At 32.5% G+C, this 22,997-nt stretch carries 16 protein-coding genes, 1 rRNA gene and 1 other annotated feature; of the genes, 6 read left to right on the forward strand and 11 right to left on the reverse strand.

Going from position 1 to position 22,997, the window contains the following annotated elements; genetic code table 11:
• Positions 1 to 135 precede the first annotated feature (135 nt).
• The 6 genes from UF10_RS06535 (at position 136) to ispF (ending at position 6,197) form a co-directional block, all read left to right on the forward strand.
• Positions 136 to 1,317: a CapA family protein gene (locus tag UF10_RS06535; protein ID WP_106777018.1), complete on the forward strand. Its 1,182-nt coding sequence runs from the start codon at positions 136 to 138 to the stop codon at positions 1,315 to 1,317.
• Positions 1,318 to 1,495: 178 nt separating this feature from the next.
• On the forward strand, positions 1,496 to 2,722 hold the full coding sequence (locus UF10_RS06540; protein ID WP_106777019.1) for an aminopeptidase: 1,227 nt from the start codon (positions 1,496 to 1,498) through the stop codon (positions 2,720 to 2,722).
• Between the two features lie 15 nt (positions 2,723 to 2,737).
• Complete coding sequence (locus UF10_RS06545; RefSeq protein WP_106777020.1) at positions 2,738 to 4,177, forward strand: MFS transporter; 1,440 nt, start codon at positions 2,738 to 2,740, stop codon at positions 4,175 to 4,177.
• Between the two features lie 145 nt (positions 4,178 to 4,322).
• Positions 4,323 to 4,880: a hypothetical protein gene (locus tag UF10_RS06550; RefSeq protein ID WP_106777021.1), complete on the forward strand. Its 558-nt coding sequence runs from the start codon at positions 4,323 to 4,325 to the stop codon at positions 4,878 to 4,880.
• 153 nt (positions 4,881 to 5,033) lie between these two features.
• On the forward strand, positions 5,034 to 5,708 hold the full coding sequence (gene ispD / locus UF10_RS06555; protein ID WP_106777022.1) for a 2-C-methyl-D-erythritol 4-phosphate cytidylyltransferase: 675 nt from the start codon (positions 5,034 to 5,036) through the stop codon (positions 5,706 to 5,708).
• Between the two features lie 9 nt (positions 5,709 to 5,717).
• Complete coding sequence (ispF, locus tag UF10_RS06560) at positions 5,718 to 6,197, forward strand: 2-C-methyl-D-erythritol 2,4-cyclodiphosphate synthase (protein ID WP_106777023.1); 480 nt, start codon at positions 5,718 to 5,720, stop codon at positions 6,195 to 6,197.
• Between the two features lie 82 nt (positions 6,198 to 6,279).
• Here ispF and arsS read toward each other — a convergent pair whose 3' ends face one another.
• From arsS to rrf, 11 genes are all read right to left on the reverse strand, one after another.
• A complete protein-coding gene (gene arsS, locus UF10_RS06565) occupies positions 6,280 to 7,257 on the reverse strand; it encodes an arsenosugar biosynthesis radical SAM (seleno)protein ArsS (protein ID WP_106777024.1) in 978 nt (325 codons plus the stop codon).
• Between the two features lie 35 nt (positions 7,258 to 7,292).
• The gene (locus tag UF10_RS06570) at positions 7,293 to 7,634 is read right to left on the reverse strand and encodes an arsenosugar biosynthesis-associated peroxidase-like protein (RefSeq protein WP_106777025.1); all 342 of its coding nucleotides are present in this window, start codon (positions 7,632 to 7,634) and stop codon (positions 7,293 to 7,295) included.
• Positions 7,635 to 7,790: 156 nt separating this feature from the next.
• On the reverse strand, positions 7,791 to 8,216 hold the full coding sequence (locus UF10_RS06575) for a C-GCAxxG-C-C family protein (RefSeq protein WP_106777026.1): 426 nt from the start codon (positions 8,214 to 8,216) through the stop codon (positions 7,791 to 7,793).
• 142 nt (positions 8,217 to 8,358) lie between these two features.
• Complete coding sequence (gene proS, locus UF10_RS06580) at positions 8,359 to 9,804, reverse strand: proline--tRNA ligase (protein WP_106777027.1); 1,446 nt, start codon at positions 9,802 to 9,804, stop codon at positions 8,359 to 8,361.
• Positions 9,805 to 9,954: 150 nt separating this feature from the next.
• Positions 9,955 to 10,160 (reverse strand) — a binding site (T-box leader).
• Between the two features lie 233 nt (positions 10,161 to 10,393).
• A complete protein-coding gene (locus tag UF10_RS06585; RefSeq protein WP_106777028.1) occupies positions 10,394 to 11,479 on the reverse strand; it encodes a PIN/TRAM domain-containing protein in 1,086 nt (361 codons plus the stop codon).
• A gap of 18 nt (positions 11,480 to 11,497) precedes the next feature.
• Entirely contained in the window at positions 11,498 to 12,568 is a 1,071-nt protein-coding gene (disA, locus tag UF10_RS06590) for a DNA integrity scanning diadenylate cyclase DisA (RefSeq protein ID WP_408633958.1), read from the reverse strand.
• Positions 12,569 to 12,574: 6 nt separating this feature from the next.
• On the reverse strand, positions 12,575 to 13,951 hold the full coding sequence (gene radA, locus UF10_RS06595) for a DNA repair protein RadA (protein ID WP_106777030.1): 1,377 nt from the start codon (positions 13,949 to 13,951) through the stop codon (positions 12,575 to 12,577).
• Between the two features lie 30 nt (positions 13,952 to 13,981).
• Positions 13,982 to 16,465 carry an ATP-dependent Clp protease ATP-binding subunit gene (locus tag UF10_RS06600; RefSeq protein ID WP_106777031.1) on the reverse strand — a complete coding sequence of 828 codons (2,484 nt, stop codon included), beginning with the start codon at positions 16,463 to 16,465 and terminating at the stop codon, positions 13,982 to 13,984.
• A 254-nt stretch (positions 16,466 to 16,719) separates the two neighbouring features.
• Positions 16,720 to 18,654 (reverse strand): elongation factor G, encoded by a 1,935-nt coding sequence (locus UF10_RS06605; protein ID WP_106777032.1) that lies wholly within the window; start codon positions 18,652 to 18,654, stop codon positions 16,720 to 16,722.
• A gap of 492 nt (positions 18,655 to 19,146) precedes the next feature.
• A complete protein-coding gene (locus tag UF10_RS06610; protein ID WP_106777033.1) occupies positions 19,147 to 22,587 on the reverse strand; it encodes a pyruvate carboxylase in 3,441 nt (1,146 codons plus the stop codon).
• A 184-nt stretch (positions 22,588 to 22,771) separates the two neighbouring features.
• Positions 22,772 to 22,888: ribosomal RNA gene (gene rrf / locus UF10_RS06615) — 5S ribosomal RNA — on the reverse strand.
• Between the last annotated feature and the right edge of the window lie 109 nt (positions 22,889 to 22,997).

The raw sequence follows: 22,997 nt of genomic DNA on the forward strand, positions 1-22,997 counted from the left end.
AGATTTATTTTTAAATTATTTCAATATGACTATCTTTTATATTTTCATTTTTTTATAATTGCCTATAAGTGTCAGTTATATTTATCATGCATAATTATAAAGTACTCATTATTAATAAAACTTCTGGAGGACAGTATGGATTTTAAAAATGACAAGCACATAATTTTTACAACTATTTTTATCACTTTATCACTTTTTATTGTTTTTGCGTTTTTTTTTATGTCTGAAATAAAAGACGTCAATGCTAGCAATAACTCCGTTGCTAAAACAGAAATAAAAAAAGTCAGCTTTGTTGGTGTCGGTGACAACCTTATACACGACTCTATATACAATTGTGCTGATTTAAAAGACGGTGTATATGGAGATGGCAAGTATGACTTCGACCCTCTATATTCAAATATAAAAAATGATATAAAAAACTATGACCTTAGATATATAAATCAAGAGTCCATAATTGCAGGGGATCAATATGGAGCTAGCACCTACCCTCAGTTTAATACACCTGAATCTATGATAAAATCATTGACTGATTCAGGGTTTAATGTATTTAATATGGCAAATAATCACTCTCTTGATATGGGTTCAAACGGAATAAAAAGCTCCATCGATATTTGGAACAAGATAGATAATGTATATTTTACTGGACTATTTAAGAGTCAAGAAGATAGAGATAATCCCCTGATTATAGAGAAAAATGGACTTAAAATTGCCCTACTTTCTTATACATACGGGACAAACGGGATACTTCCCGACAAAGAATATAAAGTTTCTTATCTAGATGAAGATGCCGTAAGAAAAGATATAGCAAAAGTATCTCCAAAGTCTGACTTTATATTAGTATCTGCACACTGGGGAGAAGAAGGCATAGAAGAAATAGATGCAACTCAAGAAAAATTTGCAAGGCTTTTTAATGAACTTGGTGTAGATGCCGTAATAGGAACTCATGCTCATAGGATACAAAAGGCTGAGTGGCTAAAAAATTCAAAGGGAAAAGATACTTTAGTTTATTATGGAACTGGAAACTTTGTACACAATATGCTAGGAGCCCATACATACCTAGAAGGTATGCCTTCTTGGACTTTTGTAAAAGATGGTGATAAAAAATATATAGAAAATGCAAAGTTTACACCTCTAGTATTTCACCTAGAAAGAAATCAATATGGCTTAGATGGATCTGTATATAGATTGGACAAATATCCACTAGAACTTGCCAATAAACATATAGAAATGAGGGGAGCTGGAAGTTATCATATAGAAAACTATAAAACTAGTGTCAAAAGACTTATACCAGAAGATATGATAGATATGGATTTATAAATTAAATCAAGTTTTATATACAACAATTTAGATATTATTTATATGAAAAGAAAGTTAGAGTGCAAAAATACTCTACTTTCTTTTTTATTTTAAAATTTTATAAATATTTAAGTAACTTTTTATGCCTCTTTATGCTATTATAGTCTTAGTGAAAAATAATAAAAAAGGAGGTAAAATTATGGATTTAAACAAAAGAATTGATAGATTTGCACAACTTGCCATAAAGACTGGAATAAACGTCCAAAATGGTGAAACTCTTTTAATAAGAGCTGATGTTGAATCTAGAGACTTTGCTAGAAGGTGTGTCAAAGAAGCCTACAAAGCTGGTGCAAAGCATGTATATCTTGAGTACTCTGATGAAATAGTAACTAGGGAAACTTATCTATCTGCTCCAGAAGATTCATTTGATGAATATCCAGAATGGCAATCTTATAAGTATACTCAGATAGCAAAGGAAGGAGGATCTTTTCTTTCAATATTATCCTCCGACCCAGACCTTATGAAGGGCGTAGATTCCTCTAGAATTGGAAGGTTTCAAAAGATAGCAGGAAAGTATTTAAAAGAATGGAGATCTTACACTCTTACAGACAAGGTAAAATGGTCTATAGTCGCTACTCCATCTGCTGCATGGGCAAGTAGGGTTCACCCAGAACTTTCAAAAGAAGATGCCATAGAAAAACTATGGATAGAGATACTTGACTGCTCTAGAGTAACAGATAATCCAGTAGATGAATGGAAAAAACATGTATCAAATCTTAGCGAAAAAACAGATTGGCTAAATAAAATGAATTTCAAGAAACTACATTATAAGTCTTCTAAAACAGACCTTGTAATAGAGCTTCCAGAAAATCATATTTGGCAAAGTGGTTCTGCTAGAGATCCACAAAATATTGAATTTTGTCCAAATATACCAACGGAAGAAGTATATTCAATGCCACATAAATATGGTGTGAATGGTGTGGTTTACAGCACTAAACCTTTGATATATGCTGGGAGTCTAATAGATGATTTTTGGATAAAATTTAAAGATGGAAAAATAGTTGATTTTGATGCAAAATCAGGTAAAGAAAATCTAAATGATTTAATCAATACAGATGATGGTTCATCTAGACTTGGTGAAGTCGCACTTGTTCCTTATGACTCACCTATATCAAATACAGATACAGTCTTTTATAACACTTTATTTGATGAAAATGCATCTTGCCATTTAGCAATAGGGGCTGCTTATAGCTCAAATATCAAAAATGGTGAGAATATGAATGAAGATGAAATGGATAAAGCGGGAATGAACTCAAGTCTTACACACGTAGACTTTATGATTGGAGACAAGGATTTAAATATAGTCGGAGTCACAAATAAAGAGGAAAGCTTCCAGATTTTTAAAGACGGAAATTGGTCTTTTTAGAAAGGGGGCATTTAAATGTCTATAGAAAAAAAATTAATCGCATTGGCATTATTTATATGTAATAGTATGGGGGCAATTGAAATCACGATTGTTACCACTGCAATACCTTCGATAGTTAAAGATCTTTCAGGTTTTAACTTATCAAGTTATATATTCTCTATATTTTTATTAACATCTACTATAGCAACCACTGTATTTGGAAAGCTTTCAGATATTTATGGAAAAAAGAAATTACTACAAATTGCCATAGTAATATTCTTAATAGGTTCTCTACTTTGTGGCTTATCACAAAGTATGGTATTTTTAATAATATCAAGAGCCATACAAGGTCTTGGTTCAGGAGCACTTACTACCCTAACAATGGCTGTTATTGGAGACGTTTTTGCTGTTGAAGAAAGAGCAATGATCTCAGGTTACAACTCCACAGTATGGAGTGTTGCGAGTCTAATAGCACCTATGTTAGGAGGTTTAATACTTCTTAGATTTACATGGCACTGGGTATTTTATATCAATATACCAGTTGGAATTTTAAGTATGATACTTATACAAAAGGCCTATAAATTTGAAGATACTACTAGCTCTGATGAGTTGGATATCAAGGGACTTACTGTTATGACAATATTTGTAGTTTGTCTTTTACAGGCAATGTCAGCTCTTGAAAATCATTCATTTTTCAGTTTAAATGTTATCGGACTTTTTGCCGCTGCTATGGTATTTTTATTACTGTTTATCAAGGTCGAAAAGGGTGTAAAATCTCCAGTTCTTCCTTATCAGTTATTTTCTAAGGAAATACTGATAATAATGATTATTACATTCCTAAACTCAGTAGTACTTATTGCGATGGACGTATACAATCCATCATTTATGCAAAGTGTTCAGGGACACTCTCCATTGATGTCTACTGTTCCGATTGTGCCTTTATCTGTAGCTTGGGTCTTGTCTTCATTCTTCCTTTCAAGGATAATAAGCAAGTACTCAACAAAATCTATCTTAATAGCCAGTCTAAGCGTTTTGGCTGCAGGTATACTCGGTCTTGTTAGTCTAAACCCTGAATCTAGTCCACTACATATGGGTATTGCTTCAGGAGTTATAGGTCTTGGATTTGGTGGAAGTTTCAATATGCTATTATTCATAGTACAAGAAACTCTTTCAAAAGAAGATATGGGAATGGCATCAGGTTCAGTTATGTTTGTAAGAACTCTTGGTCAAACTATAGGAATCAGTATGTTTGGATTAGTATTAAATAACTCTGTTATTAGATACTTTGCAAAGTCAGGTAAAGTTATTGATACAAGTACCTTACTTAGCAACAAATCAATCAGTCACCTAGACCTTGTGTCTTCTCAATTTAATGGATATAATAATATCTATCTAGCTTGCTTTATTCTATCAGTAGCGTGTGTATTTATCGCACTGCTGCTTCCTGGAAAGAAAAAATTAGATAGCTATAACTAAATAAATAACTACAATTATTCAAATCTAGTTGAGTTTATCACTCAATCATTGTTATAATATATTGTAGAAAACTCATTTTTCTAGGGAATACAGATGTATTCCCTAGATTATTGTTTTAGGCAAGTCAAATTAAAAGGAGGAGTTTATGAAAACTAATACCTTAAAACAACTAATTGTCTCAATTTTGGTAGGACTAGTATTTGGGCTAGCACTAAATATAGGACGTATATCAAGATTCGGCTTTGCAGCAAGTTTAGGGCAATTTTTCTATTTCTTTATACTTCTAGGTGGAACTTTCTTTCTTACTGGAATTATGTTTCATAGAAGAGGTAGAGAAACTACTAATATGAGAATTTTTGCTACAAAAATGCAAGAAGAAGGAATTCTTATAATGGATGAAGTCGCTGATTTATCAGTTGTTGGAGAGAAAAACATAAAGGGTTGGCTCTATCTTACTGATTCACTAGTAATCTTCGCAAATAGTCCAGACCCCGAATTAATTGAGAAAAAAGCTATGAGAATAGCTCTATCAAAGATTAAAAAAGTAGAAAATTTCAAACCTACATTCCTTACAAAGGATGGAATAAGAATTACACTACAAAATGGTCAGCAACATGATATTTTAGTCGGTAGAACTAGTAAATGGATTGATGCTATTATAGAACAGGCTGAAAAGCGTCAAAATAAAAAAATAGCTAGATAAAGAAAAAGACTTATCCATAAGGGTAGGTCTTTTATTTTATTTATAGATTATTTAGTATAGATATTTATTTCAAGCCCATACTCTTTTTCTAAAGATTGGTTTTACAAAGCCCCTATGATATACTTTTATATATATCAACTAGGAGGAAAAAATATGATTGATGCTATTATTGTAGCTGCTGGATCTGGAAAAAGGATGAAAGCAAAAGAAAATAAACAATTTTTAAAAATAGAAGACAAACCTATAATTATTTGGACCTTAGAAAAGTTTTATAATAATAAAAATATAGATAATATAACAGTCGCAATTAGAAAAGAAGACGAAAAGAAAATGCTCTCTCTTTTTGATGAATATAATATGAAAAATATTCAGCTCGTATATGGTGGCAAGGAAAGACAAGACTCCATAGAAAACTGTCTTGATACTATTATCCACACTGACTACGTTTTGATACACGATGGAGCTAGGCCTTTTGTTAGCGATGAAATTATAAATAATTGTGTAAATAACTGCCCTAAAAGCTCTTGTTGCACTGGGGTTTTGGCCAAAGATACTATAAAAATTGTGGATAAAGATAAAAATATTACTTCTACACCTGACAGAAAATCTATATGGTATGCACAGACTCCACAGGCTTTCCACATTGATATTATAAGAGAAGCTTATAAATATGCAAGAGAAACTAATTTTATAGGAACAGATGATGCTTCTTTAGTGGAAAATCTTGGCTATAAAGTCCAAATGATTGAAGGAAGTTATAATAATATTAAAATTACAACAAGGGAAGATCTGGCAATAGCAAAATATATTGCTCAATCTATAAAATAGGAGGTTTATATGAAAGTAGGAATCGGATATGATGTACACAAGCTTGTAAAAAATAGAGATTTGATAATTGGTGGTGTAAAAATAGATTACGAAAAAGGTCTACTAGGACATTCAGATGCGGATGTTTTAACTCATGCCGTTATAGATTCAATATTTGGAGCTCTTGGGCTAGGTGATTTGGGTAGACACTTTCCAGATACTGATCCTAAATTCAAGGGAGCTGATAGTTTAAAATTAATGGAGTATGCATATGAATTGATGAAGAAAAAAGGATATGAAATAGGCAACATAGATTGTGTTATTATTGCACAAGCTCCAAAAATGGCTCCTCACTTAGAGCAGATGAAATCAAACTTTGCAAATATACTCCATACAGATATTGAAAATATTAATATAAAAGCAACAACAGAAGAGGGACTTGGCTTTACAGGTCAAAAAGAGGGTATTGCATCTCAATCAATCTGTCTGCTAAATAAGCTTGAAAAATAAATTAGAAAAATAGCCCTTATCACTTGGATAAGAGCTATTTTCTTTTATTATATTAAATTATATTTTATTGTCTAAGTTAAACTTACTCTGTTGCTCCTCCACAGCTAGAACCTGCACCTGCTGTACAAGCATAGCAATGCTTACCTGTCTTAATCCTTCTAATATCTAAAGAATTATCTCTAAGCTCAAAGATGTCATTTATTCCTTCTATCTTCATATCTACCGCTTGGTTAAAATCGCAATCATATAAAGAACCATCCCAAGCTACAGATATCTGATTTCTACACATCATATTTTCAACTGTTGCAGGATTGAAACTATAATAAAGTGTGTTCATATAATCTTCTAGGTTGCCACTTTCCTCTAGGAAATCAGCAAATCTACCAATCGGATTATTTGTTATAGTATATAGATTATCGAATACTATCTGATAGTCTGAATATAATCTTTCCTTGTATAACTTTGTCATAGAGTCCTGATCAGGAGGAAGATATGCACCTGCTGGATTAAAAACTAAATCCAAATTCAAATCTGGACTTTTGCCATATCCAAGCTTATTTAGCATCTGTAAAGCCTCTATTGACTTATCAAATACTCCTTCCCCTCTCTGTATATCTGCATTTTTCTTTGTATAAAATGGTAGAGAAGATACGACAGCCACCTTGTTATTTTTATAAAACTCTGCTATATGAGCATACTTTTTAGTAGTTAATATTACAAGATTAGTTCTTACAATTACCTTATCGGCTATCTTTGAACTTTCTTCTACAAACCACTCAAAATGAGGGTTCATTTCTGGAGCCCCACCCGTTATATCCATTATTTTAAAGTTATATTTTTTAAATACATCTAAACACGCCTGTAAAACTTCCTTTGACATTTCCTCTTTTCTATCTGGACCTGCCTCTACGTGACAATGTTTACATCTTAAATTACATATCTTACCTACATTTACCTGAAGCGTAAATGGATTTTCTAAAGTCTTTAAAAAATCTTTTTCCTCTACTGAATCTTCAAACATAGCTATATTTACCTTACTATTTAGTTCTTCGATATTCATTTTACTCTCCAAAATCTATATTTTAAGTAATTAACTTACTTCATACTCTTTTTTTCTAATATATTCTTACTCTGTACACCAAATGCTAGAGTTGCACCAGACTTAATTACTGAAGTTACATGAGCTACTTCAACTATCTGATCTTGATCGCATCCTCTTTCAAGACATGCATTTGTGTAGGCATCTATACAGTATGGACACTGCTCAGCAAGCGCTACCCCTAATGCCACAAGAGTCTTTTCTCTAGTAGTAAGAGCACCCTCTTCAAAAACAGAACCATAATATTCCATAAATTTATCCCACATTTCTTCTGCATTTTCACGAAGAACTCCTTGACCAAATTTTGCTAAATCTTCTTTTTCAAAATAATAATCCATAATAGACCTCCAATTTTTCACTATATTTCTATATTATCACAAATAAATCAAGAATCTAGTTAATTTTTATAATTATTTAACTATATCTAGCAAGTTAACTATAGATAAAAGCAATAAAGCACATTATCTGCTTAAATTAAAGCATATTTTTTACTTTTATAGTTTTTCTACTATCTCTATAACATCTTTTACCAATTTCGGGCAAACAGTCATAAGTAAATTTTTTTCTTCTATTATTTTTGCTTCTTCTGGAAGTGTTAGATTATATCCAAGTATATCAGAACATTTATTATGTTTTTTTAGCTTTGCAAACTCTTCTTTATATTGAAATATTTTAGAAATCATCTTTCCTTTAGCCCCTTCATCTCCTGATTTATGATGACCATACTTTAGCCCTAAAGCTATTAATCCCCCTATATATGCTCCACATAAATCAGCCTCAAACATACCTGCCCCAAATGCAGCAGAGCTTTTTAGAGCCATCTCCGTATCTAAATTCAAATCTTTTGCTATTGCATATGATATTACTTGAGCACAGTCAAAGCCTTGTGCAAACATATCTTTTATCTTTTTTTCATCCATTATTTCACCTTCTCTTTCTCCATATAATAATTCTCCTATTATATTAACATATTTATAGTTTTCTGAGACTTCTTATTAAAAAAGAAGCAATTTAAGTTAACTTAAATTGCTTCTTCATATTTATAATTTATTGCACTATATCTTAATATGCCTTAGCGAATATTACCATATTATCTGCCTTTTCTCCGCTATAGAAACAAGTATCTCCTAGATTTTCCTGTTCAAATGGTATAACTCTTATAGTTGCACCAGTTAATTCCTTGATCTTAGCTTCATTTTCGTCATCATTCTTCCACATAACTTTGGCAAATCCGTGCTTATTTTCTATTATATCCTTAAATTCATCAATATTATGAGCTACAAAAGTATTATCTTCTCTATGTTTTTTAGCCTTATTAAATAGATTAGTCTGTATATCTTCAAGTAGCTTTTCTACAGTATCTGCTATATTGTCTAGTGATATTGTCTCTTTTGTAAGTTCATCTCTTCTAAATGCAAGAGCCTGATTATTTTCTATGTCTCTTGGTCCTATTTCTAATCTTACTGGTATACCCTTCATTTCAGCATCATTGAACTTGTATCCTGGGCTATAGTTTTCTCTGTCATCAACATTTACAGTTATTCCCTTAGCCTTTAGTTCATCTGCTATCTTATCTACTACTTCCATTACTCCACCCTTATTGGCAGCTATTGGAACTATTACTAGCTGTATTGGAGCCATCTTTGGAGGAAGTACAAGACCTCTATTATCTGAATGTACCATTATAAGTCCACCGATTAATCTTGTAGATATTCCCCAAGAAGTATGATATGGATTTGCTAGATTTCCTTCTCTATCTGAGTAAGTAATATCAAATGCCTTAGTAAAGTGCTGTCCCAAGAAATGAGAAGTACCTGACTGAAGTGCCTTACCATCATGCATCATAGCTTCTATTGTATAAGTTGAATCTGCTCCAGCAAATTTTTCACTTTCAGATTTTTTACCATCTATTACTGGTATAGCCATCAAATCTTCAGCTACTGACTTGTATGTTGCTAGCTGCTGAAGTGTTTCATCTACTGCTTCCTGACGTGTCTCATGAAGAGTATGTCCTTCTTGCCATAGGAATTCTGAAGTTCTTAGGAAAGGTCTTGTACTCTTTTCCCATCTAACAACTGAGTTCCACTGATTGTATAAGAAAGGTAGCTGTCTATATGAGTTAAGCCACTTAGAATACATTGTACATATTATTGTTTCAGATGTAGGTCTTATTGCCAATCTTTCTTCTAAAACCTTGTTTCCACCCTGAGTTACCCAAGCAACTTCTGGTGCAAATCCTTCAACGTGTTCTGCTTCTTTATTTAGTAGACTTTCTGGTATAAGCATTGGGAAGTAAACATTCTGATGTCCAGTTTCTTTGAACATTCCATCTGCATAATCTCTTATCTTTTCCCATAGAGCAAATCCATAAGGTCTTATTACCATAAATCCTTTAATTGGTGCGTAATCTACCAATTCAGTTTTAGTGATAACATCTGTATACCACTGTGAAAAGTCTTCTTCCATTGGTGTTATTTCTTCAACAAATTGTTTTTCATTTTTTCCCATTTTAATATCCTCCTAAAGCATTCTGTATGATTTTCTCAACATGCCGACTTTTTATCGATATATTACTATAGCCAATATTCAGTCATAGCAGTTTTGAACTTAAATATATTAAACAGCCTTAAAAGACAATAAAAAAAGCCCTTCGTCTCCAAAAGAGACGAAAGGCTGTAAATTCCGCGGTACCACTCTTATTAGCTAAAAAGCTCACTCGATAGAATATAACGGTTCTAATCCGTGAGAGTTTTAAACCCCTCATGCTAAAAGGCTGGTTCACTAGCTTCAATCTGGAATCTCTCACCAACGATTCCTCTCTGTAAGATTTAATCAAGTTACTTTTCCTTCATCATTGCTTATATTTAAGTATATTGACATCATATAATATTTAATTTAAATTGTCAAGAGCTAATTGTTAAATAAATATATGCCTTATCTGATGAATAAATAATCATCTGATGCAGTTTATACCCGTCTTTTCCAACATCTGAATATAAATTAAAATAATTACCAATAAAAAATACCTTTAAAAATCATACTCTTTTGTATATTTTATAACTAAATTCCTATGCATCAAAACTGATTAAATTCTTTTTTATTTAATTTTTGCAAAGATCATTCTACCTGCTGGAGTTTGAAGTATAGATGTTACTACTACTGCCCTTGTTTCTCCAATATGATGTCTACCATTTTCTACAACGATCATAGTTCCATCATCTAGATAAGCCACTCCCTGTTGATTTTCCTTACCTTCCTTAACTATAGTTACCACAATTTCTTCACCAGGTATAGCTATTGGCTTGACTGCATTTGCAAGTTCATTTATATTCAAAACTTCAACGCCTCTTACCTGTGCAACTTTATTTAAATTATAGTCATTTGTAACAACCTTACCATTTAAAACTGATGACAATTTTAAAAGCTTAATATCAACTTCTGCAATATTAGGGAAGTCTTGATTGGTAATTTCAACTTCTACACTTCCTTCTTCTTGAATTGCATTTAGTACGTCTAATCCTCTTCTACCTCTAACTCTTTTCATATCATCTGCAGAGTCTGCTATATGTCTTAATTCATCTAATACAAACTGCGGTACTACTAGCTTTCCTTCTAAAAATCCCGTCTTGCAAATATCTGCTATTCTTCCATCTATTATTACAGATGTATCCAATACCTTAGGTGGGATGTTTCTCTTAGCTGTTTTTGTCTTGTCTGTATCTTTTTCTTTCTTTTCACCTATATTTCTGTTTTTTAAGAATCCAACAATTTCGCCTTTACTTCTTATACCTATTCTTACACCTATCAAACCAAATATGATATATGCTATTATAGATAGCACCTGCCCTACTATATATATCTTCTCAAGCAAGCTACTTAGTAAAAATGCTATTATAAATCCTATTAAAAGTCCTATTGATCCTAAAATTATATCTACCTGAGAATATTTAGACATTTCATTGTCAAATTTCATTCCTATATTTTTCATTTTTCTGCTGATACTTGGTTCCGCTATAAATAGTACTAAACCTGCTAGTGCACCTATAGATACACCTATAATATATCCATATGTTTTATTACCAAATTGAAGTAACTCAAATGGTTTCATAAAGGATATGTACAGGGTTGTTACTATTGCAAAACCGAGTAAGGCAAAAATAAATCTTTTTATCTTACCTAGCATATTTTTCCTGCCTTTCCATTAAATCAATCTATCCAAAACTGCCAATTTTCTCATTTTTATAAGTCCATTTCTAATGTAAGTCGCCCTTATTTCACCAATTCCCTCTACTTCATCCAACTCCTCTATAGAAGCGTTTAATATAGCCTGGAAGCTTCCAAAGTATTCAATTAAATTGACTATAATTCCCTGTGGCAACTTATGTATCTTGCTAAGCAATCTGTATCCTCTTGGACAAGTTGGCTTATCTAAATTTTCATTGTATCCAGAGAATCCCATTATCTTGGCTATCTTTGTTAAATCGACTAGTTCTTCATTTGAAAGACTGCTCAACTTTTTCTTAAATAATTTTTTATTCATTTCATCCAGAACATAATCATTGATTATAAAGTCCTGTTCATCTTTTGTTCTTCCTATTAATTGTTCATACTGATTTCTTATTAAAAAACCTTCCTCACCAAGGGCCAAAAGGTACATTTCCATAGTATTTGTAACTCTTAGTACCATCTCAACCTTAGACATAGCAAATACTACATCATAAATTGTCACCATATCTGCAAACTCAAGAGCATTTAAATTTAGCACCGCTTCTTCTTGAGATAATTTTGCCTTTTCAAGAGTTTGAAAGGCTTGATTTGCCTTTGAAAACAGCGTTGTAGTATCTTCTACTACATATTTTTTATGATTTTTGTATATAGTTATAATTGACCTTCTCTGAGATATAGCAATAACTATACATCCTGTTTGCTTGGCTACTCTTTCTGCTGTTCTGTGCCTTGTTCCAGTTTCAGTAGTTGATATATCTTTTCTAGGCATAAGCTGAGTATTGGCGAATCTTATTTTTTCGATATTTTCATCTAAAACTATCGCACCATCCATCTTTGCTAGTTCATATATGGATGAAGGCGAATAATCTGCATTTAATTCAAAACCACCATCTACTAAAGATAGTATTTCTTCATCATCTCCTATGACTATCAAGCCACCTGTTGCCGCCATCAAAACATTGTCTAGACCTTTTCTAAGTGGAGATCCAGGGGCTGTCAGCTTTAAAATATCATTCCATTCTTTATCTTCAAATATATTTAGAATGCTCACCTAGTTACCTCCCATCACTTCATATATTGCTTGCCTTAAATTTTTCACTGGCACAATTTCTATGCTGTATTCATCTTTGAATTCATCAATATAATTGCCTGCTGGGATTATCATTTTTTTAAAACCTAGTTTTTCACACTCTATAATTCTTTTTTCTATAAAACTTACTGTCCTTACTTCACCAGTAAGACCAATCTCGCCTGTGACTGCCACATTTGCGTCTACAGGTATATTTCTAAAGCTTGATGCAACAGCTAGTGCTATACCGAGATCCATAGATGGTTCATTTGTTTTAAGACCACCTACTATATTTACAAAAACATCTTGATTTTGTATCTGCATCCCTACTACTTTTTCCAAAACTGCCAATATTAAGGCAACTCTATTACTGTCAACTCCTGTCGTTGTCCTTCTAGGATAACCAAAATTTGTAGGTGCCAATAAAGCTTGAAGCTCTAAAAGCATTGATCTAGTTCCTTCTAGTGTGGATACTATTACAGAACCTGAAACATTTTCTGGTTTTTCGGATATAAGAACTTTTGATGGATTTTCAAGTTCAACTAGACCATCGCTTTTCATTTCAAAAACACCTAATTCATTAGTAGATCCAAATCTATTTTTTACTGCTCTAAGTATCCTATAGGTATTATATCTTTCTCCCTCAAAATACAAAACAGTATCAACCATATGCTCAAGAACCCTTGGCCCTGCAAGTGAACCTTCCTTGGTAACATGACCAACTATAAATGTAGCTATCATATTACTCTTTGAAATCTTCATCAACATAGCTGTTGATTCTTTTATTTGACTTACAGTTCCAGGTGCTGAACTTATATCAGGAGCTATCATTGTCTGTATGGAATCTACTATAATAACATCTGGCTTCATATCCATTATTACAAGCTCTATCGCTGCAAGACTGTTTTCAGTGTAGATGTACAAATTTTCTGAATTAGCATTCAGCCTCTTTGCCCTCATCTTAAGCTGATTTTCATTTTCCTCACCAGATATATATAGCACTTTTTTTCCTTGCTCAGCTATATTATTAGATACCTGAAGAAGCAATGTTGACTTTCCTATTCCAGGATCACCACCTACTAATATCATAGAACCTGGTATTACTCCACTGCCCAACACTCTATCTAGCTCTTTTATACTAGTTGAAAATCTCTCTTCCTTTTCTGTAGTTACTGAATTTATACTCACTACCTTGGAATTTGATTTTATTGAGGATATAGCTGCTGTCTTTGAGCTTTTCTTTTCCTCTATTTCTTCTACAAAAGTATTCCATTGTAGACACTCTGGACATTTACCCAACCATTTTGGGTTTACATATCCACAGTTTTGACACACATATCTTGTTCTCACCTTTGCCATAAATTTTAACAACGCCCCCTTAAATTAACCTTAATGCTTTTTAAACTCTACCTTATCATCAGAGAAATATGCAAGGACTTTATCGCCTGGCGCTATAGTTTTCTTAAGTATAGCCTCACTTACCCTATTAGTTAGCTTATGTTGTATAAGTCTCTTAACAGGTCTTGCCCCTTGATCTGCCTTAGCAGCTAAATCTGCTATATGTTCATATATAGACTCGCTAATTTCTAAGTCTATACCTATATCTCTTGCTCTTTCTATTAGATTTTCCGATAATATCACTACTATTTTTTCAAAATCAGTCTTTCTCAGGCTTCTAAACACTACTATCTCATCTATTCTATTAAGAAGTTCTGGAGTAAAGTAAGAAGTTAGATCATTTAATGTTTTTTCTCTTGCCTTTTTATCTAACAACTCTATTTCATCTTCTGAGTAAGAAGATCTACTAGTAGAAAATCCTACATTCACTTCATTTAAAGATTTATTTCCTACATTGGAAGTCATGATTATAATCGTATTTTTGAAGTCCACAGTTCTTCCCCTTGAATCAGTCAATATTCCATCATCAAGTATCTGAAGCAAGATATTTAGTACATCTATATGAGCCTTTTCTATTTCATCAAATAATATAACAGAATACGGGTTAAACCTTACTTTTTCTGTAAGATAGCCACCTTCTTCATGACCTACATATCCTGGGGGTGATCCTATTATTTTGGATACAGAATGTTTCTCCATATATTCAGACATATCTACCCTTATAATATTTTCTTCGCCTCCAAACAAAGTCTCTGCAATAGCCTTTGACAACTCTGTTTTACCAACCCCTGGAGGTCCTACAAATAAGAAGGACCCTATTGGTCTATTCGGATCTTGCACTCCTGTTCTAGAGCGTCTTATTGCTCTTGCTACTTCTTTTTCTGCGTGCTCCTGACCTACAACTCTTTCTTTTAAAACATCTTCAAGATTAAGCAGTCTCTCCGCTTCCTTTTCCATAATTTTATTGATAGGAATCCCAGTCCACATCTCAACAACTTCAGCTACCACTTCACCTGTTACAATATTTTTATTGTTACTTTTTTTATTCCAAAGTATTTTCTCACGCTTTATATCATTCATAAGTTCACTTTTCTTTTTTTTGATATCAATAGCAGCCTCAAAATTTTGATTTGCTATTACCTCTTCTAACTGATTTTCTAATTGCTTTTCCATCTTTTCCATATCGCTTATATTAGATGGTAAAAACCTAGATCTAAGCTTTACTCTTGAACAAGACTCATCAATTAAATCTATTGCCTTGTCTGGAAGAAATCTATCTGCTATATATCTAATAGATAAATCTACAGACTTTTCAATTGCTTCGTCTGTTATTTTCACCTTATGATAGGCTTCATATTTATCTCTTACACCCTTTAGTATATATATACTTGTATCTCTGTCACTTTCAGAAATCTTTACTGGTTGGAACCTTCTTTCTAAGGCTGGATCCTTTTCTATATTCATTCTATATTCGTCAATTGTTGTAGCACCTATTATCTGAACAGATCCTCTGCTCAATGCTGGTTTCAAGATATTTGACGCATCTACAGAACCCTTTTCTCCGACTGATCCTGCACCTACTAAAGTATGCATCTCATCTATAAATAAAAGAATCTTTTCATCGTGATTACTTACTTCATCTATAATATTTTTTAATCTCTCTTCAAAATCGCCCCTATACTTTGTTCCTGCTATTAAAGTTCCTATCTCTAGTGAGTACATCTTTCTAGGAAATATCTCATCATTATTATAGTTCATCATCGCTAAGTTTCTTGCTATACCTTCTACAATGGCAGTTTTACCTACACCTGGCTCACCTATCAAAACAGGATTATTTTTCTTTCTTCTATTTAATATTTGCATAATACGATCAATCTCTTCATCTCTTCCAAAAAGAGGATCTACATTGTTTTCTTTAACGTACTTAATCATATTGATTCCATACTTATTTAACATAGGCAATTCATCATCTTCATCACTATAAGATTCACTGTTTGATTTTATATATTTTAAGAATTTTTCTTCTTTTTTACCTTCATTTTCTAGAATCAGTTTTTTAAGAATATCTGTATCTATTCCTCTGTTTTTTAAGATTATATTTGCTACACATCCCTCTTCAGCTATCATTGCCAAAAGAAGGTGCTCAGATGCTATAAAGTTTGTATGGTAAGAGTTGGCTATTTTTTCAGCCACCTCCAATATATTTTTCATTCTAGGACTTATCTCTTTACTTTCAACATCGCAATCCAAAGCTTCATACTTACTACATTCCATTATCTTGTCCAAATCTTCCTTTATATCCTGAAGATTTAGCCCCATCTTACTGAGAACACTGTATGCAGTTCCATCTCCTATGCTCATCAATGCCCACAATAAATGACCACTGCCTGTCACTTCATAGCCAGTTTTGCTTGAGTAGTCACTTGCAATATCTAGAACCTTGCCTACTCTTCTCGTATATCTATTAAAATTCATAATATTGACCCCCAATACAACTAAATAAATATTTAAGTGAAGCTATGATTTATGCTTTTTAAAAGTTAACTTTTCAATCTTCTTTTACTTGAAATAATCTAAATTTAATAAATTCTATACGTTATATTATATCACAATTCAATATAGTATTTATATCATTATCATAAATACTATTGCGAATAAAAAGGCGAACAAATATTTTATCTGTTCGCCTTTTTTATGTTATTTTATTTTAGAATAGCTAAATTAATTACTTACTTTTCCTCTCCATTTGCTGCTTCTATTATTTTCTTTTGATTTTCAATAGGTACTTCTGAGTAGCTATCAAATTCGCTTTCAAATACTCCTCTTCCCTGAGTAATTGACTTAAGATCTATTGCATAGCTAAAAGTTTCGCTCTGTGGAGCAAGTGCTTCTAATATTTGTTTTCCCTTAGAACTAGACTCCATACCAAGTATTCTTCCTCTTCTCTTATTCATATCTCCCATTACATCTCCCATATATTCTTCTGGAACTGTAATAGTCATCTTCATAATTGGCTCTAATAGTACTGGCTTTGCATCTTCCATACCTTTTCTAAATGCAATTGATGAGGCCAATTTAAATGCCATCTCTGAAGAGTCAACATCGTGATATGAGCCATCATAAAGTACTGCCTTAATATGAGTTACTGGATATCCTGCCAAAACTCCTTTTTCCATAGACTCTAAAATACCTTTTTCTACAGCTGGAATGTAAGACTTAGGAACAGAACCACCAAATAATTCCTCCGAAAACTCAAAATCTTCTTCACTTCTAGAGAATCTAATCTTTACATGACCATATTGTCCGTGCCCACCTGATTGCTTTTTATGCTTACCTTCAACATCTGAAGATGCCTTAATTGTCTCTCTATAAGCTACCTTTATGTCGTGTAAGTCTACATCTAATCCAAACTTGTCCTTCATCTTAGCTATTAGGTTTTTAATATGTAATTCTCCCTGTCCGCCTATTAAAGCTTGACGAGTTTCATTATTTCTATAGTAATCAAGAGTTGGGTCTTCACTAACCAACTTAGTCACTATACTTGCCATTTTTTCCTCATCTTTTTTATTTCTTGGAGTGATTGCATAGTAAATCTGTGGCTTAGGGAATTTAAGTTCTATAGAAATCTCAGAATCTAGGCTTTCAGATATACCATCTCCCGTCTGTATTTCAGGCAGCTTAGTAACAACAATAATATCCCCTGCATAAGCCTCGTCTAATTCTATTAATTCTTCTCCTCTAATTGTATATACATTTGCTATTTTAACCTTATTCTTTGTTCTTAAATTATAAACTTCCGTATCTTTCTTTATAGAGCCTTCAGTTATTTTTATATAAGAAATCTTCCCTACAAATGGATCCACAAAAGTCTTAAATACAACTCCATTAAAAGGAGCTTTTTCATCTGTAAATCTAGGGTCTATGTAGTTTTTAAGGGTTGTTAATATCTCCTTAGTACCCACATTATTAATTGTTGATCCAGATATTACTGGGACAATATCACCCTTTTTAATACCAACTGTAATACCATTTCTTTTTTCTTCTATTGTCAGCTCTTCTCCCTCAAAGAATTTTTCTAGATAGTTATCATCAGTTTCCGCTATTAGCTCCATCAAAGCTTCATAGGCTCTTTCAGCCTGCTGCCTAAACTCATCATTTAAGCCTTCATAGTCCTCAAAAACATTATGTAACTTTATAAATTTACCATCCTTGAATTCTGGAGAAATCATAGGTATTATCTTATTTTCAAACTTAGAGTCAAGCATTTCTATAACATCTTTATATCTAGCTTTTTCATTATCTATTTTATTTATAAACATTATTTTCGGTATACCCTCTGTAAGTTCTAGAGCCTTTTCAGTTCCAACCTGCATAGGATCGGTAGCGTCAATTACTATTATAGCTGCATCACTTGCAGACAGCGCAGATATAACATCACCAGTAAAGTCAGTATAACCAGGTGTGTCTATAAAATTAAATTTACAACCTTCATACTCAACTGGCATTAGACTCATGCTATAAGTCATCTGCACATTATTACTTAACTTGGGAATTTTGTTAACGTTTGCAGCATGGGCAATAGTTTCTAATAAATTAGTCTTACCGCATCCGCTGTGACCCAACACTGCAATATTTCTTATCTTATCACTATTATAGACTTTCATATGAGCACCTACCTTTATTTTTATTACCGATTTTTAAAATTACTTTACTCAACTATTCACTTTTTATTTTATATAATAGTATCATAAGAGATTATATGTTTTTTAACAATCTTTTAAATATCGGTTGTTAATACTAGAAAATTCAAAAAATTTTTTCTATTTGATTTTAATTATAAACTTTATTGCAAAAAAAGTCAATCTTAGATTAGTTTATTGCTATGACTATGTTCTTTCATAAAATATATCTATTTTTATCTATCATTTATATATTATTTAAAATTTATATATAAAAAAGAGCCCTTATAAATTATAAAGACTCTTTTTTTATCTTTTTTATTGATATTTCTTTTACAATTAATCTCTATTTTAGAAATCTAGCTTTAATATCTATCAAAATAGTATTTTTTCTTATTTAATAATTATATTTAAGATAAATTAATTAAATATAATATTTTTAAAATTGGCTTGAATACTTTTACTTAGACAAACTATTTAGTCAGCTAACTCAAGTTGTATTAGTAATTGCTTGTCTATTACCATCTGGCCTTCAGATACCTTAATATCTTTTACCTTGCCTGCAGACTTAGCAACTATATTAGTTTCCATCTTCATAGCTTCAATTACTATTAGAGGCTGATTTTCCTTAACTATATCGCCTTCCTTAACTAGTATCTTAGCTACCTTACCTGGAATACTTGCACCTATCTGATGAGGGTCATTCATATCTGCCTTTTCAACATTTACAATCTTACCAGCATAGTTATTATCTAGTATTTCTACATCTCTTAGCATACCATTTAGTTCAAATGTAAGAGTTCTAGTCCCATCTTCCTTTGCATCTCCAATGTCAACAAGCTTTATAGTTAGAACCTTACCTTCTTCTATTTCAACTTCACATTCTTGCCCTATATTTAAACCATAGAAGAATACATCACTTTCTATCTTGCTTACATCATTAAAGTCTCTTACATGAGCTATATAATCATCAAATACCTTTGGATATAGAGAGTAGCTAAGCACCTGTCTATTTGTAGGATCCTTTATATCTAGATCATCTCTAAGATGAGTTTTTATAGCTTCAAAATCTTCATCTGGAAGCAATGATCCTGGTCTAGCAGTTATAGCGTCTTCTCCCTTTAGTACTACTTCTTGAAGTTCTTTTGGAACACCACCCATAGGTTGGCCTATCATACCCTTACAATAGTCAACAAGAGAGTCTGGGAAAGATAGATTCTTTCCTTCTTCTACTATATTGTCTTCAGTAAGATTGTTCTTAGTCATAAATATCGCAAGGTCACCTACTACCTTAGAAGAAGGAGTTACTTTGATTATATCTCCAACAACTTTATTTGCAACCTTATAGTTTTCTTTTACTTCTTCAAATCTATTTACTAGACCCAAGCTATCTGCCTGAGGCTTTAGATTTGTATACTGTCCACCTGGAATTTCAAAGTCATATATTTCTGCATTTGAAGTCTTTAGATCACTCTCAAACTTGTAATATACTTTTCTTAAATCTCTATAGTACTTTCCTAATTCATTGTAACCAAACATATCTATTTCAGGATCTCTATCTGTAAATTTAAGACCTTCCATAACAGAGTTTAGTGATGGCTGAGAAGTCACACTTGCCATTGATTCTAGTGCTGCATCAACTATATCTACGCCTGCCTGTGAAGCCATAAGAAGCGTTGCTACACCGTTACCACTAGTATCATGTGTATGAAGGTGTATAGGAGCCTTTACATTCTCTTTTAGAGCCTTTATTAATTCATATGCTGCATATGGCTTCAATAGTCCTGCCATATCCTTAATTCCTATAATATCAGATCCTGCAGCTTCTAGTTCTCTTGCCATATCTACATAGTAGTCTATTGTGTATTTTGACTTTTCTGGGTCTAATACATCTCCTGTATAACACATTGCAGCTTCAACTACCTTACCAGTATCCTGAGCTATTGCTATTGATTGCTTCATATTTTCAACCCAGTTTAGTGAGTCAAATATTCTAAATACATCTATTCCTGAGTTTGCACTTTCCTTGATAAACTCCTTGATAACATTGTCTGGATAGTTTTTATATCCTACAGCATTTGATGCTCTTAAAAGCATCTGGAAGTTGATACTTGGAATAGCTTCTCTTAACTGCTGCAATCTCAACCATGGTGATTCCTTTAAGAATCTATATGCAACGTCAAATGTTGCTCCTCCCCACATTTCAAGAGAGAACATATCCTTTTGATAATGCTCAGTAGCTTCAGCTATATTCATAAGGTCAAAAGTTCTAAATCTAGTAGCTAATAAAGACTGATGAGCATCTCTCATAGTAGTATCTGTAAATAATAACTTCTTTTCTTTTCTTATGTCATCAATATAGGCTTCTTTACCTAATCTTAAAAGTTTATCTCTACTTCCTTCTACATTTTTAACTTCTCTAATTCTTGGTTCATACAGTGCATCAAAAGTCTTTCTTTCCTGACACTTATTTTCATTTACCACTACATCTCCTATGAATTTCAGAAGCTTAGTACCTCTATCCTTACTTTCAGCTATATCGAATAACTGAGGATTTTCATCTATAAAGTTTGTGCTACACTTTCCTTCTATAAACTTAGGGTCAAGAAGAACGTTTACTAAGAAACCTACATTAGTCTTTACTCCTCTTACTCTCATTTCTTTTATAGATCTAACCATCTTTCTGATAGCACCTTCAAATGTTCTATCATAAGATATTGTCTTTACTAGAAGTGAGTCATAATATGGGCTTATAGTTGAACCCGTAAATCCATTACCACCGTCTAGTCTTATACCCGCACCAGAGCCTGATCTGTATACCTGTATCTTACCTGTATCAGGCATAAAGTTCTTCTTAGGATCTTCTGTAGTTATTCTACACTGTATAGAGAATCCTCTTACTGTTACATCATCTTGGCTTTTAAGGTTAATTTCAGGGTCAGATAGATTATAACCTTCTGCTATTAATATCTGACTTTGAACGATATCTACTCCTGTAATCTGCTCAGTAACAGTGTGCTCAACCTGTACTCTTGTATTCATTTCTATAAAGTAATGATCACCGTGCTTATCTACTAAAAATTCCAAAGTTCCTGCACTTGAATATCCAACATACTTAGCTATTTTTACAGCATCACTACATATTTTTTCTCTTATTTCTTCTGGAAGAGAAAATGCTGGAGCATGCTCTATAATCTTTTGATGTCTTCTCTGAACAGAGCAGTCTCTTTCATATAGATGTACTATATTTCCGTATTTATCTCCAAGAACCTGAACCTCTATATGTTTTGGATCTTCTATATATTTCTCTATAAATATTAAGTCTTCACCAAAAGCTTTTCTTGATTCACTTCTAGCGTTTTCAAATTCTCTTTCTAAATCTTCTGCATGGCGAACTATTCTCATACCTCTACCGCCACCACCATTTGATGCTTTTACCATCACTGGGTATCCAATTATTTCAGCTACTTCTCTAGCCTCCCTAACAGATTTAAGTGGTTTTTCTATACCTGGTATAGTTGGAACATCTGCCTCATGAGCTACAAGCTTAGAGTTTATTTTATCTCCCAATTTTTCCATAATATCAGAGTTTGGTCCTATAAATGTGATACCATTTTCTTCACACTTTCTAGCAAACTCAGCATTTTCTGATAAAAAACCATAACCTGGATGTATAGCATCTACTTTTTTTCTCTTTGCTAGAGATATTATTCCATCAATATCTAAATATGCATCTACTGGTCCTCTTCCTTCACCTATCAGATAAGATTCATCTGCCTTAGTTCTAAAAAGACCGTATTTATCTTCTTCACTATAGATACCTACACTTCTTATTTGTAACTCTGCGCAGGCTCTAAAAATTCTAATTGCAATTTCACCTCTATTGGCTACTAAAACCTTGTTAAACTTTTTAAGCATAAATTGCCCTCCACTTTATTTTTTATTCAATGTATCTATTATATCTCAATATCACTTTATTTTGAATATCTTTTATTGAATTACTAATAAATTAATGAATTAGACTATATTTTCTAACTTTAATTAGAATTTTTTTCTTATATTTTTCATAAAAAAAAGCCCTAGCAATATGCTAGAGCTTTTTACGTGGCTACTTCCTACTCTCCCAGGCAGTTTCCCACCAAGTACCTTTGGCGCTGGAGAGCTTAACTTCTGTGTTCGGTATGGGAACAGGTGTATCCTCTCTGCTATAATAACCACATATTTAGTTGAAGTTTGTACCTTCAAAACTGAGTATATTTAGTAAACTTTGACGTCCATCGTATTTATTGGTCAAGTCCTCGATCTATTAGTATCAATAAGCTACATAC

Origin of the sequence: Peptostreptococcus russellii (genome assembly GCF_003012055.1) — a bacterium.
In the GTDB taxonomy this organism is placed as follows: domain Bacteria; phylum Bacillota; class Clostridia; order Peptostreptococcales; family Peptostreptococcaceae; genus Peptostreptococcus; species Peptostreptococcus russellii.